The organism is Rhizobium sp. AC44/96, assembly GCF_001692185.1.
Lineage (GTDB): Bacteria > Pseudomonadota > Alphaproteobacteria > Rhizobiales > Rhizobiaceae > Rhizobium.
In genome coordinates, this window is sequence record NZ_LXKO01000001.1 from 978,321 (window position 1) to 991,090 (window position 12,770).

Genomic DNA, 12,770 nt, shown 5'->3' on the forward strand with positions numbered 1-12,770 from the left:
TTTCTTTCGAAAATCGGCCCTCCGTTCAGCCACCAGCCAGAAGACCGGGTTTGCGAACAGGGCGGCTTATACGGATTTTTGACGGAAACGCAAGGGGTAGGGCGGAATGTCCTGCGATCAGCCCATGACAGGAAAGCCGGCCTTGCTCAGCCCGTCGCGAAAATGCGCATAGTGTGCGGCATCGACATAGGGCGTGAGGATCTTCCAGTAGTGCTCGATGTCGGCAGGAACATTCGCGAGCGTTTCCGGCAGCAGCCTGCGCGCATCGTCCTGACGGTTCAGTTGACCCAGACTTGCCAGAAACACCACGCGATTGAAATAGGCGCGGCGCAGGGAAAGTCCCCGCTCGGAATAGTGTGCCGCCTCTTCGTAGTTTCCGAGATGGTAGTGGGACAGCGCAATCCGATCGAGGATGAGATAGGTCAACGGGTCATGGGGGCTGAGGCGCAGCGCCATGTGGAGCGGATCCTGGGCCTGAGCAAAGTGCCCGGTGAATATCCTCGTCCAGCCGAGGACCATATGCGCGATCGCAAGATTCGGCGTGAGGTCGATCGCCTGCTGCGCCTCGGCAAGCGCCGCCGTTGCCCGCTGCACGACGAAATTGCCAAGGCACATCGCGTATCGGGCATAAGGATCGCGATCGTCGAGCGCCACGGCACGCTCGGCAGCGGCGCGGAGATCGGTGCTGTCCCTGTCGACATCGGTGCTGAAGCCATGGAAGCATCGTGCATAGAGTGAGCGGGCCAGCATCATGTGTGCGCGGCTGAAGTCTGCGTCCAGCGCGATGGCGCGGCGGTGCCAGGCGATGGCCTCGGTGAAATGCTCCGACGTGTCCTGCAGATTGTGCAGCCACATCCCGCGCATGTGGCATTCATAGGCATCGAGATTGTCGGTGGTTTTGAGCAGGGCGCGACTGCTCTCGCCGATGACGATCTCCGGCTCGATGGCGCCGACAACATGCTGGGTGAGTTCGTCCTGGATCGCGAATATGTCGCTGATCTCTCGGTCGTAGCGCTGCGCCCATAGATGAACGCCGGTCTCGGCCTCGATCAACTGCCCCGTGACGCGAATGCGGGTGCCGGATCTGCGAACGCTGCCCTCGACAATATAGCGCACACCCAGCTCTCGGCCGATCTGCTTCGCGTCGACCGCGCGACCCTTGTAGGCAAAGGACGAGTTTCTGGCGATGACGAAGAACCACCGATAGAGCGACAGTGCCGTGATGATGTCTTCGGTGAGCCCGTCGGCAAAGAACTCCTGCTCGGGGTCGTCGGACATGTTGACGAAGGGCAGCACGGCGATCGACGGCTTGTCCGGCAGTGTCAAAGGACCGCCGAGAGCACCGGTCTCCAGCGGGTCTTCGCGATTCCAGTTTACGCGGTGCACGAGCACGGGGCGGGGAATGTTCTTCAGCGTTCGCTCGCCAAGGCGGGTGATGGGAAAATCGAGCTTGCCCTCGATCTGGTCCCTGACCGTCCCAGAAATGCAGATGCCGGCGGGCTGGGCGACTTCCTGAAGTCGCGCGGCGACATTCACGCCGTCCCCGAGCAGGTCGTCACCCGACACGACGACATCGCCAAGATTCAGGCCGAGTCGAAACTCCATCCTCCGGTCGGCGGGCAAATCGGCGTTGCGTCGATGCAGAGCGCGCTGGATGGCGACGGCTGCACGCACCGCAAGGACGGCGCTGTGGAATTCGGCGACCACACTGTCGCCGGCCGTGCCGAAAATCCGGCCCCCGTGCTCGGCAACCAGGTCGCCAATCGTTGCGGTGTAGACGGCCAAGGTCGCAAGCGTTTCTTCCTCGTTGGCTGCAACAAGGCGGCTGAAGCCGGCTACGTCTCCGGCAAGGATGACTGCGAGCTTGCGTTCCACGGCATGGGCGCTCCTGCAGTGTCGCGAGGGCGAAATCAGGCTAGCTCAAATGCGGAAATTCGAGAAGCGGCAAATTGCAGTGGAAGATGTGGCAGCAAAACCTGCCGTTGTGTCCGAGAGGCCCGGCCCCCCTCGTTGGGGGAGGCCGGGAATCAATTGCTTAGATCGGCATCGGATACTGCCGATGAACCTTCTCGATCTCGTCCAGCACGTCGTGCGAAAGCTTGAGATTGATGGAACCGATATCGGTCTCGAGCTGCTTCATGGTTGTTGCACCGATGATGACCGATGCCATGAAGCGGCGCGTGAGGCAGTAGGCAAGCGCCATCGCAGACGGGTCGAGGCCGTGTCTGGCCGCGATATCGAGATACGCCTTTGTCGGCGCCTCCTGTAGTGGCTGAAGACGGCCGCCGATATCGCTGTTGATCGCGCCGCGCGAACCCTCGGGCTTGGCGCCGTCAACATACTTGCCGCTCAGGATGCCGCCGGCGAGCGGCGAGTAGGCGAGCAGCCCGACATCCTCGTGATGCGAAAGCTCGGCCATGTCGAGATCGTAGTGGCGGTAAAGCAGATTGTATTCGTTCTGGACGCTGGCAACGCGCGGCAGGCCGAGTTTTTCGGCCAGTGTCAGATACTTCTGCGTGCCCCAGGTCGTCTCGTTGGAAAGACCGATCGCGCGGACCTTTCCTTCCTTCACCAGCTCGCCCATCGTTTCCAGGATGTCGGTGATGTTGGCGAGTGCCTTGGCGGTGTCCTGCTTGAAGGGGTCGTAGTGCCAGGCTTGGCGGAAATGGAAGTGACCACGGCTCGGCCAGTGGATCTGGTAAAGGTCGATATAATCGGTCTTGAGCCGCTTCAGGCTTGCCTCGATCGCCAGGCGGATGTTCTTGGCATCAGCACCATCACCGCCGCGAATGTAGGAGCGGCCCGGTCCCGCAACCTTTGTCGCAAGCACGATATCCTTGCGCTTGCCGGTCTTCTCGAACCAGGTGCCGATGTAGTCCTCCGTCAGTCCCTGCGTTTCGGGAGAAACCGGCGTCGTGGGGTAGAGTTCGGCGGTGTCGAAGAAGTTCACGCCCTTTTCGACTGAATAGTCCATTTGCGCGTGCGCTTCGGCCTCGGTGTTCTGCGTGCCCCATGTCATGGTGCCGAGGCAGATTTCGGAGACCGAAATATCGGTACGGCCAAGTTTCTTGTATTTCATCTGGGAACCCTAGAGGTGATCTGAAAATGAATGGGTCTGGAAGGACGGCGCGAATTTAGGCCGGAATTGAGCGAGCGCAAGAGGGAGCCTCCAGCTTTCTCGCAGCCGCGAAAGCCTTGGAACGCAGGCTTCGAGTACTTGACTCTCCGGGAAAGAATGTCAATTGGAGGCGAAATAACCAGAGGTCCATATAAAAAGGACATAGGATGACCATCGCTTTCACATTCCCGGGCCAGGGCAGCCAGGCCGTCGGTATGGGCAAGGACCTTGCCGAGAATTTCGCTGAGGCACGCGCCGTTTTCCAGGAAGTCGACGAGGCCCTGGGCGAGAAGCTTTCGGAGACCATGTTCAACGGTCCGGAAGAAACCCTGACGCTGACGGCCAATGCGCAGCCGGCGCTAATGGCTGTTTCCATGGCGGTCATTCGCATCCTGGAAGCCAAGGGGCTCGATCTCAAGGCCAAGGTCTCTTACGTCGCCGGTCATTCGCTTGGCGAATATTCCGCACTCTGTGCCGCCGGCACCTTCTCGCTCGCTGACACGGCGCGTCTTCTGCGCATCCGTGGAAACGCCATGCAGGCCGCCGTGCCGGTTGGCGTCGGCGCCATGGCTGCTATCATCGGGCTCGAGCATGCAGATGTAGTTGCGGTTTGCGCCGAAGCATCTGCTGCCGGCTCCTGCCAGATTGCCAACGACAACGGCGGCGGGCAGATCGTCATCTCCGGCGAAAAGGTTGCCGTCGAAAAGGCCGCCGCGCTCGCGACTGAAAAGGGTGCCAAGCGCGCCATCTTGCTGCCGGTGTCGGCACCATTCCATTCGACGTTGATGGCGCCTGCCGCAGACGCCATGCGCGAAGCGCTCGCCGGCGTGGCAAAGTCGAACCCGGTCGTTCCTGTCATCGCCAACGTGCGTGCAGCACCGGTCACGGACGCCAACGAAATCGCCGCGCTTCTCGTCGAGCAGGTCACCGGCCAGGTTCGCTGGCGCGAGACGGTCGAGTGGTTTGCTGCCAATGGCGTTACGACGCTCTACGAAATCGGCTCCGGCAAGGTTCTGACCGGTCTCGCACGTCGCATCGACAAGACCGTCAACGGTATCTCGGTCAATACCCCGGCTGATATCGACGCGGCCGTCGCCGCCCTCATGGCCTGATTGATTTAACGATTACAAGGAACACTTCCATGCTCGATCTTTCCGGCCGCAAGGCTCTCGTTACCGGTGCATCCGGCGGCATTGGTGAAGAAATTGCACGCATACTGCACAAGCAGGGTGCCATTGTCGGCCTTCATGGCACTCGCGTTGAAAAGCTCGAGGCGCTGGCCAACGAGCTCGGCGATCGCGTCAAGATCTTCCCGGCAAACCTTGCAGACCGCGAGGAAGTGAAGGCGCTCGGCGTCAAGGCCGAAGCCGATCTCGAAGGCGTCGACATTCTCGTCAACAACGCCGGCATCACCAAGGATGGCCTCTTCGTACGCATGAGCGACGAGGACTGGGATAACGTCATCGAAGTGAACCTGACGTCGATGTTCCGCCTGACCCGCGAGCTGACGCATCCGATGATGCGCCGCCGCTACGGTCGTATCATCAACATCACCTCGATCGTCGGCGTCACGGGCAATCCGGGCCAGGCCAACTACTGCGCCTCCAAGGCCGGCATGATCGGCTTCACCAAGTCGCTGGCGCAGGAGATCGCGACCCGCAACGTCACGGTGAACTGCGTTGCCCCCGGCTTCATCGAATCCGCGATGACTGGAAAGCTCAACGACAAGCAAAAAGAAACGATCATGGGCGCGATCCCGATGAAGCGCATGGGCACCGGTGCCGAAGTGGCATCTGCGGTCGCTTATCTCGCCTCGTCGGAAGCGGCGTACATGACGGGCCAGACTTTGCATGTAAACGGTGGCATGGCCATGATCTGAAACGGGAAACTGCCCTTGGGGCATGTTTTCCCCGCAATAGCGTGTTGACCAACCCGGCGGGGTTGATTTTCTGGCTTTGCGGCAGACTTAAACCGTGTTAAGCGGGCCATGACTGTGAACAGTCTCCCGAGAAAGCAGACGGACCGGCGGGCTTTTGTGCAAGCCTGGGACATCTCTGGTAGCCGGGTTACAACGAGTTTGCCGATGGTCGCCTCCGGGCACCGCAGGCTGAAACAGGGTAGGGTGCCATAAAGGCTCTCTGATCAGGATTATAAGGTCGAGGAAACCGACATGAGCGATATCGCAGAACGCGTAAAGAAAATTGTTATTGATCATCTTGGCGTCGATGCCGACAAGGTTGTCGAAGGCGCAAGCTTCATCGACGATCTGGGCGCTGACTCGCTCGACACCGTCGAACTGGTCATGGCGTTCGAAGAAGAATTCGGCGTTGAAATTCCGGATGACGCTGCGGACTCGATCCTGACGGTCGGCGACGCCGTCAAGTTTATCGAAAAGGCACAGGCTTAATCCTGAGCAATTGAGAAAGGGCGGACCCGGAGTCCGCCCTTTTTGTTTTACGCATGGTTCTCCATAGAACACAAAAGGCGGGGGAATGCAGTCGATGAGACGGGTCGTTATCACTGGTACCGGCATGGTATCACCCTTGGGATGCGGAACAGAAGTGACGTGGGCCCGCTTGCTTGCGGGTCAGAACGGCGCCCGGCTGGTCACTGAGTTCGAAGTCGAAGATCTCGCAGCCAAGATTGCTTGCCGCATTCCTGTTGGTGATGGCACCGACGGCACGTTCAATGTCGACGACTGGATGGAGCCCAAGGAACAGCGCAAGGTTGATCCTTTCATCATTTACGGCATGGCCGCTGCCGATATGGCATTGAACGATGCCAACTGGCATCCTGAGACGGACGAGGACCAGATCTCGACCGGCGTCCTGATCGGTTCCGGTATCGGCGGTATCGAAGGCATTGTCGAAGCGGGCTACACGCTGCGCGACAAGGGGCCTCGCCGTATTTCGCCATTCTTCATTCCCGGACGCCTGATCAATCTCGTTTCCGGCCAGGTGTCGATCCGCCACAAGCTGCGCGGCCCGAACCATTCCGTCGTCACCGCCTGCTCGACCGGCGCGCACGCCATCGGCGATGCTGCCCGCCTGATCGCTTTCGGCGACGCGGACGTCATGGTCGCCGGCGGCACGGAATCGCCTGTCAGCCGCATCTCGCTTGCGGGCTTTGCCGCCTGCAAGGCTCTGTCGACCCAGCACAACGACAATCCGACGAAGGCTTCGCGTCCTTACGACAAGGACCGTGATGGTTTTGTCATGGGCGAGGGCGCCGGCATCGTCGTTCTCGAAGAGCTGGAACATGCCAAGGCGCGTGGTGCCAGGATCTATGCCGAAGTCGTCGGTTACGGTCTCTCGGGCGATGCCTATCACATCACGGCGCCGTCTGAAGACGGCGAGGGCGCCGGCCGCTGCATGGCCGCCGCGCTGAAGCGTGCGGGCCTGACCCCGGCTGATGTCGACTACATCAATGCGCATGGTACCTCCACCATGGCCGACACGATCGAACTTGGCGCCGTCGAGCGTCTGGTCGGCAATGCGGCCTCGAAGATCTCCATGTCCTCGACCAAGTCCGCCACGGGCCACCTTCTCGGTGCCGCTGGCGCGATCGAGGCGATCTTCGCAACGCTTGCCATCCGTGACAACATTGCGCCGCCGACGCTCAATCTCGACAATCCCGAGCGCGAGACGGCGATCGACCTCGTGCCGCACAAGGCGCGCCAGCGCGAAATCAACGTGGCCCTGTCGAATTCCTTCGGATTCGGCGGTACCAATGCATCGCTGGTGCTTCGCCGCTACGCAGCTTGAGCTCAAGCTCGACGCTCCTGACGGGCAAGGCAGCGCGACATCGGGCTGCCTACCTGCATTTTGCCGTATTGCTTCGCGAGAAGCGGGACTTGGGGCCTAGTTAAGAGGATTGCCGGTGAGCGATACCAACCAGACCAACGACACGATTGGCCAACAAAGCCAGCAGTCGCAGGGCGGGCCGATCATTCCCAAATCGCCCACGGAAGCCCTGCGTCCCGAGCGCGTTCCCGAGCCGCCACGGCGCTCGAAGAAGGCACGCAGCCAGGTCGTCATTTTCCTGAACTTCCTGATGACGCTCGTCGTGCTCGGCTGCGCCGCAGCCGTCGTCGTCTTCTACTACGCGATCTCGGCCTACCAGGAGCCGGGTCCGCTGGAAGCGAACACGAACTTCATCGTCCGAAATGGCGCAGGCATAACCGAGATCGCCTCGAATCTCGAGCGCAACAACATCGTCTCCGATGCCCGTGTCTTCCGCTATCTGACGGCAACACACCTCGATGAGGGCGAAAGCCTCAAGGCAGGCGAATACGAGATCAAGGCGCATGCGTCCATGAACGACATCATGGAACTGCTGAAGTCTGGAAAGTCCATTCTCTATTCCGTCTCGTTCCCCGAAGGCCTGAGCGTTCGGCAGATGTTCAACCGGATGAACGAGGATGCCGTTCTCGAAGGCGACCTGCCTGCCGCCCTTCCGGCCGAAGGCAGCCTGCGTCCCGACACCTACAAGTTCTCGCGCGGTACGAAGCGTGCCGAGATCATCGAGCAGATGGCTGCCGCCCAGCAGAAGCTGGTCGAGCAGGTCTGGGACAAGCGCGATCCTGCGTTGCAGCTGAAGTCCAAGGAAGAACTGGTAACGCTCGCCTCGATCGTCGAGAAGGAAACCGGTGTTCCGGACGAACGAGCACACGTTGCATCCGTATTTCTCAACCGCTTGGCAAAGGGTATGCGGCTGCAGTCCGATCCGACGATCATCTACGGATTGTTCGGTGGTGACGGCAAGCCGACCGACAGGCCGATCTACCAGTCCGATCTGAAGAAGGACACGCCTTACAACACCTACGTGATCAAGGGCCTGCCGCCGACGCCGATCGCCAATCCGGGCCGGGACGCGCTTGAGGCCGTTGCCAATCCGTGGAAGACACAGGATCTCTACTTCGTCGCCGATGGGTCCGGCGGGCATGTCTTCGCCGCGACGCTTGAGGAGCACAACGCCAACGTCAAGCGCTGGCGCAAGCTCGAGGCAGATAAGGGCGCTGATCCGAACATCGCGGTCGACGGCCAGCCCGACGGCGCGTCGGCTGCCGATACGCCTGCGGCACCCACCCAGAAGAAAAAGAAAACGAACTGATTTCGGAGGCGCGCATGGCTTTGCAGTCCATGACCGGTTTTGCGCGGCGTGAGGGGACCAGCGGCCGCTGGCGCTGGGCATGGGAGCTGCGTTCCGTCAACGGCAAGGGGCTGGATGTTCGGCTGCGTTTGCCGCCCGGTCTGGAGCGCATGGAAAACGACGTCCGCCGGATTGCAGGCGAACACTTCAGCCGCGGCAACATGCAGGTGTCGTTGTCGGTCTCTGCCGGCGAAAACCGCTTCGAAATGGTGCTGAACCAGGAGGCGCTGGCTGCCGTTCTTGCTCTGCGTGATCAGCTCGGCGGCATCATCGACCCAGTGCCTCTGCAGCTCGATACGCTGTTGTCCATCAAGGGCATTATCGAATTTCGTGAGACGGAAGATAGCGAAGAGGCAATCGCTGCCCGTGACGCCGAGATTACCGCAGGGCTCTCAGCCGCGTTGTCCGATCTGCGCTCCATGCGCGAAGTCGAGGGTAAGGCGTTGTCGCGCATTCTGCTGGACCACGTCTCTACGATCGAAGGCCTGACGCTGGCGATCGAGCGCGATCCTTCGAGATCGCCCCGCGAGATCGCAGCCCGGCTTTCCGCACAGGTCGCCATGCTGATGGACGGTGCTGGAAAGTTCGACGAGGATAGGCTGTACGCCGAGGCGGCCCTGCTTGCGACAAAGGCCGACTTGCGCGAAGAGGTTGATCGCCTGAACGCACATGTGGCGGCAGCCCGCGAGCTGCTCGCCAAGGGTGGTCCGGTCGGGCGAAAGCTCGATTTCCTTGCACAGGAATTTAACCGCGAATCGAATACGATCTGCTCCAAATCGAATGCGTCGGCGGTCACCGCTGCCGGTATCGAGCTGAAGGTGGTCATCGACCAGTTTCGCGAGCAGGTTCAGAATTTGGAGTGAGCCATGAGCCCGGCACAGTTGAGTAAGCCTGCCACGATCGCCCGCCGCGGGTTGATGCTTGTCCTTTCCTCTCCGTCAGGTGCCGGAAAGTCGACGATTGCCGGCAATCTGCTGCGAGACGATCACAGCCTTGAGATCTCCGTCAGTGTTACGACGAGAGCAAAGCGTCCGAGCGAAATCGCCGGAAAGCACTATCACTTTATTACGGTGCCGCAGTTCGAGAGAATGCGCGACGCGGGCGACCTGCTGGAATGGGCCGAAGTACACGGCAACTTCTACGGCACGCCGCGCGAACCTGTTGAAGCCGCGATGGCCGAAGGCCGTGACATGCTGTTCGACATCGACTGGCAGGGCGCCCTGCAGCTTCAGGAGAAGATGAAGGCGGATATCGTCTCGATTTTCGTGCTGCCGCCGACCATGACGGAACTCCAGTCGCGTCTGCATCGCCGCGCCGAGGATTCGGAGGAAGTCATCCGCACACGCCTGCTGAACTCCCGAGCCGAGATCGAGCGCTGGCGCGAATACGATTACGTCATCGTCAACGACGATCTCGACGAGGCGTTCCGCAATGTGAGCTGCATCGTCAATGCCGAGCGCGTCCGTCGCGATCGACGTCACGGCCTGTTCGACTTCGTCAATGGTCTGCTGACGGAAGAACCGAAGCTCTGATCGGTCCACTGATTGCCTGAACGCCGCGGGCGAGTGTCCGCGGCGGCGAGGTCGTCAGTCAGGCTTTCCTAGAGGCAGTTTGCCAGCCGTACGAACTCTTCGACGGACAGGGTCTCCGCGCGCCGGGAGGAATCGATCTCGGCCTTGCTGAGAAGAGTTTCTCCACCGAGCGACTTGAGGCTCTGCCTCAACATCTTGCGGCGCTGACCGAAGGCTGCGTGTGTCACCTTCTCCAGATTGGCGACGGAGCAGGGGATAGGATGCTCCTTCGGCGTTAAATGCACCACGGTGGACGTTACCTTGGGCGGAGGGGTGAATGCCTGCGGTGATATGTCGAATGCCATGCTTGCGTTCGTACGCCAGCCGCAAAGCACACCTAGCCGACCATAGTGATCGTCATCATTCTCCGCGACGATGCGTTGTCCGACTTCCTTCTGGAACATCAGCGTCAGCGATTGCCAGAACGGCGGCCATTGCTTTGGCAGCAGCCAGTTGACGAGCAGCTGCGTTCCGACGTTGTAGGGCAGGTTCGCTATGATTTTGACCGGTCGTCTGTCGGCAAGCGCCTCGAAGTCCGTTTTCAGGGCATCGCCCTCGATAACCTCGAGACGTCCCGGATAGTGGGCTCCGATCTCCGCAAGGGCGGGCAGGCAGCGAGCGTCGCGTTCGACGGCAATGACCTTCTTGGCGCCGAGCGCAAGGATGGCGCGCGTCAATCCACCCGGGCCTGGGCCGACCTCGAAAACAGTCACGTCCTCAAGCGAGCCAGCCGTGCGCGCAACTTTCTGCGTCAGGTTCAGATCAAGCAGGAAGTTCTGGCCAAGCGCCTTACGGGCATCAAGGCCGTGGCGCTGAATGACGTCGCGGAGCGGCGGCAGTCCATCGAGAGCTGCCATCAGCGAGCGCCGGCGGCTGTACGGCCGAGATGCGCGGCAAGCTTCATGGCGGCAACGAGGCTGGTTTCCCTGGCGACACCCTTGCCGGCTATGCCGAAGGCGGTGCCATGGTCGGGCGAGGTCCGCACGAAGGGTAGTCCCAGCGTGACATTCACCGAATCGTCGAAACCGAGTGCTTTCGCCGGGATAAGCGCCTGGTCATGATACATGCAGATCGCGACATCATATCGTGCGCGCGCCTCGTCATGGAACATCGTATCCGCCGGCAAGGGGCCGATCGCATCGATGCCTTCCGACCTCAGGAACTGAATGGCGGGGAGAATGATCGCATCATCCTCCTTGCCGATGGCACCGTTCTCCCCGGCATGCGGGTTCAGGCCCGCGACCGCAAGGCGTGGCCTCTCGATACCGAACCGTTGCTGCAAGTCGTTGTTGGCGATGCGGCAGGTTTCGATGATCAGTTCAGTAGTAAGTGCCTGGGGCACGTCCTTGATTGGAATGTGTATTGTAACAGGTATGGCGCGGAGCTTCGGCCCCGCAAGCATCATGACTGGGGTGACTGGAAGCCCCTTAGCCCGCGCTGCCAGATCGGCAAGAAATTCCGTGTGTCCCGGAAAACGGAACCCGGCTTCATAAAGAACGGCCTTGGAGATCGGGTTGGTAACGACACCGAGCGCCTCGCCGGCGATCGTCAGCGAAACCGCTGTCTCGATCGCAGCAATGGTGCCCTTGGCGGTGGCAACATGCGGTTCGCCCGGTGCAACCTCGACACCTGCCGTGATGGGCAGGACGGGCAGGGCTTCGGCAAATAGCGCGGCCGCCCCGGCGCAATCGGTTTCGCGAATGGATACGCTCAGATCCAGCAGCCGTGCGCGGGTGGCCAGCACGTTGGGGTCGCCGATGAAGACAAAAGGCGGAAGACCGAGCTCCCGCCGCTGACGCCAGGCCATGAGGGTGATGTCAGGGCCGATCCCGGCGGGATCGCCCTGGCTAAGCGCAAGCGGGCGGGAAAAAGGATTGGTCATGATGGCTCAGGGACGCAGGATCTGCGCCTTCTTGCGCAGTTCTTCGAGATACTTCGTCGCGTTGGCATTTTCCGGAGGGGCTTCCTTGCCTGACTTTGCCTTGTCGAGGTCTTCTTCGCGGAAGACCATCTCGGCGGCCTGGTCGTCGGAAACCTGACGCTGGCTGCAGATGGCAAGGTATTCTACGCCCTTGTCCGTAACCCGGGTTGCCGTCGTATTACCCTTGGCCTGCTCGATAAGCGGCTTCCACTCCGGCGGAAGCTCAGGAGCGAGGATACGTCCGAGGTCACGCACGGAGACGTCACGCATGGTGGCTGCAAAAACCTTGGCTTGGTCGCATCCGGGATACTTCGAGCGTGACGCTTCGGCTTCGCCCTTACGCTTGCCAACAATGCCCTTCTTGTTCGCCGGCACGACGAAGATCATCTGCTGAAGAATATACTCGGTGGTTTCCGGCTTCTGCTTGTTGTTCTGCATCATCCGGGCAACGAGGTCGGCATTCGACATCTTGCTGCTGTTGCCATAGCGAGCGTTGACCAGACGAGGCCAGCTCATCTGCACGGCAATGAAAGCCTTGAAATGGGCGACGCCGACACCTGCCTGCTCGAGGATCTGCGTCATCTGAGCTGTTGTGAGCTTGTTGCCGGTGGCGAAGCGCGCAAACGAGGCATCGACATCGTCTTTGGAGACCGACATGCGCACGCGCGAGATTTCCTGCTGTTTCAGGGTCTGTTCGACCAGCTGATCTTCAGCGGATTTTGCATCGGCCTTCTGATGCTGCAGGCGAAGGAAGGCTTGGCGCTTGGCAACGTCACCGCTGGTAATTGCCGTACCATTGACGACCACGCGGACCTCACTAGCGGCAAAGGCCGTTCCGGTCTGTGGCACGACCAAGCTCGTCAGCAGCGCGAAAGCCATGCCGGCGAGCATCGTTGTTACGGTTTTCCTGGCGCCAATCATCTATCGACCCTTCCCATTGACGCCGCACGTTCGTATTGCGGCGCTCCTAATTTATCAAGACAAACGGGCATTGCTGCTCTCGGAGCGT

Annotated in this window: 12 protein-coding genes; 7 read left to right on the top strand and 5 right to left on the bottom strand. The window is 60.7% G+C overall.

Features of this window, described 5'->3' with window-relative positions; genetic code table 11:
• Window positions 1-117: 117 nt before the first annotated feature.
• Both A6U87_RS04745 and A6U87_RS04750 read right to left on the bottom strand, forming a co-directional pair.
• Entirely contained in the window at window positions 118-1,875 is a 1,758-nt protein-coding gene (locus A6U87_RS04745; RefSeq protein WP_065690029.1) for an adenylate/guanylate cyclase domain-containing protein, read from the bottom strand.
• Between the two features lie 160 nt (window positions 1,876-2,035).
• Window positions 2,036-3,079: an aldo/keto reductase gene (locus A6U87_RS04750; protein ID WP_065690030.1), complete on the bottom strand. Its 1,044-nt coding sequence runs from the start codon at window positions 3,077-3,079 to the stop codon at window positions 2,036-2,038.
• Between the two features lie 206 nt (window positions 3,080-3,285).
• Here A6U87_RS04750 and fabD point away from each other — a divergent pair, with 206 nt between their 5' ends.
• From fabD to gmk, 7 genes are all read left to right on the top strand, one after another.
• A complete protein-coding gene (fabD, locus tag A6U87_RS04755) occupies window positions 3,286-4,230 on the top strand; it encodes an ACP S-malonyltransferase (RefSeq protein ID WP_065690031.1) in 945 nt (314 codons plus the stop codon).
• A 29-nt stretch (window positions 4,231-4,259) separates the two neighbouring features.
• Entirely contained in the window at window positions 4,260-4,997 is a 738-nt protein-coding gene (gene fabG, locus A6U87_RS04760) for a 3-oxoacyl-[acyl-carrier-protein] reductase (protein WP_065690032.1), read from the top strand.
• 291 nt (window positions 4,998-5,288) lie between these two features.
• The gene (locus A6U87_RS04765; protein WP_003502080.1) at window positions 5,289-5,525 is read left to right on the top strand and encodes an acyl carrier protein; all 237 of its coding nucleotides are present in this window, start codon (window positions 5,289-5,291) and stop codon (window positions 5,523-5,525) included.
• A gap of 94 nt (window positions 5,526-5,619) precedes the next feature.
• Window positions 5,620-6,882, top strand: a complete 1,263-nt coding sequence (gene fabF / locus A6U87_RS04770; protein WP_065690282.1) for a beta-ketoacyl-ACP synthase II — start codon at window positions 5,620-5,622, stop codon at window positions 6,880-6,882.
• A 115-nt stretch (window positions 6,883-6,997) separates the two neighbouring features.
• Complete coding sequence (gene mltG / locus A6U87_RS04775; RefSeq protein WP_065690283.1) at window positions 6,998-8,230, top strand: endolytic transglycosylase MltG; 1,233 nt, start codon at window positions 6,998-7,000, stop codon at window positions 8,228-8,230.
• Window positions 8,231-8,244: 14 nt separating this feature from the next.
• Complete coding sequence (locus A6U87_RS04780) at window positions 8,245-9,132, top strand: YicC/YloC family endoribonuclease (protein WP_065690033.1); 888 nt, start codon at window positions 8,245-8,247, stop codon at window positions 9,130-9,132.
• A gap of 3 nt (window positions 9,133-9,135) precedes the next feature.
• Entirely contained in the window at window positions 9,136-9,801 is a 666-nt protein-coding gene (gene gmk, locus A6U87_RS04785; protein WP_065690034.1) for a guanylate kinase, read from the top strand.
• A 68-nt stretch (window positions 9,802-9,869) separates the two neighbouring features.
• Here the strand turns inward: gmk and rsmA are convergent, their stop codons facing one another.
• From rsmA to A6U87_RS04800, 3 genes are read right to left on the bottom strand one after another with little or no spacing between them, the layout of a single operon-like run.
• Window positions 9,870-10,697: a 16S rRNA (adenine(1518)-N(6)/adenine(1519)-N(6))-dimethyltransferase RsmA gene (gene rsmA, locus A6U87_RS04790; protein WP_065690035.1), complete on the bottom strand. Its 828-nt coding sequence runs from the start codon at window positions 10,695-10,697 to the stop codon at window positions 9,870-9,872.
• The gene (pdxA, locus tag A6U87_RS04795) at window positions 10,697-11,722 is read right to left on the bottom strand and encodes a 4-hydroxythreonine-4-phosphate dehydrogenase PdxA (RefSeq protein WP_065690036.1); all 1,026 of its coding nucleotides are present in this window, start codon (window positions 11,720-11,722) and stop codon (window positions 10,697-10,699) included. Before pdxA ends, rsmA begins: the two co-directional genes overlap by 1 nt.
• A gap of 6 nt (window positions 11,723-11,728) precedes the next feature.
• A complete protein-coding gene (locus A6U87_RS04800) occupies window positions 11,729-12,682 on the bottom strand; it encodes a peptidylprolyl isomerase (RefSeq protein WP_065690037.1) in 954 nt (317 codons plus the stop codon).
• Window positions 12,683-12,770: the final 88 nt, after the last annotated feature.

Coding starts and splice junctions, on each gene's coding strand:
- A6U87_RS04750 (WP_065690030.1), bottom strand. CDS start 3,079: ATGAAATACAAGAAACTTGGCCGTACCGATATTTCGGTCTCCGAAATC.
- fabD (WP_065690031.1), top strand. CDS start 3,286: ATGACCATCGCTTTCACATTCCCGGGCCAGGGCAGCCAGGCCGTCGGT.
- fabG (WP_065690032.1), top strand. CDS start 4,260: ATGCTCGATCTTTCCGGCCGCAAGGCTCTCGTTACCGGTGCATCCGGC.
- A6U87_RS04765 (WP_003502080.1), top strand. CDS start 5,289: ATGAGCGATATCGCAGAACGCGTAAAGAAAATTGTTATTGATCATCTT.
- fabF (WP_065690282.1), top strand. CDS start 5,620: ATGAGACGGGTCGTTATCACTGGTACCGGCATGGTATCACCCTTGGGA.
- A6U87_RS04780 (WP_065690033.1), top strand. CDS start 8,245: ATGGCTTTGCAGTCCATGACCGGTTTTGCGCGGCGTGAGGGGACCAGC.
- gmk (WP_065690034.1), top strand. CDS start 9,136: ATGAGCCCGGCACAGTTGAGTAAGCCTGCCACGATCGCCCGCCGCGGG.
- rsmA (WP_065690035.1), bottom strand. CDS start 10,697: ATGGCAGCTCTCGATGGACTGCCGCCGCTCCGCGACGTCATTCAGCGC.
- pdxA (WP_065690036.1), bottom strand. CDS start 11,722: ATGACCAATCCTTTTTCCCGCCCGCTTGCGCTTAGCCAGGGCGATCCC.
- A6U87_RS04800 (WP_065690037.1), bottom strand. CDS start 12,682: ATGATTGGCGCCAGGAAAACCGTAACAACGATGCTCGCCGGCATGGCT.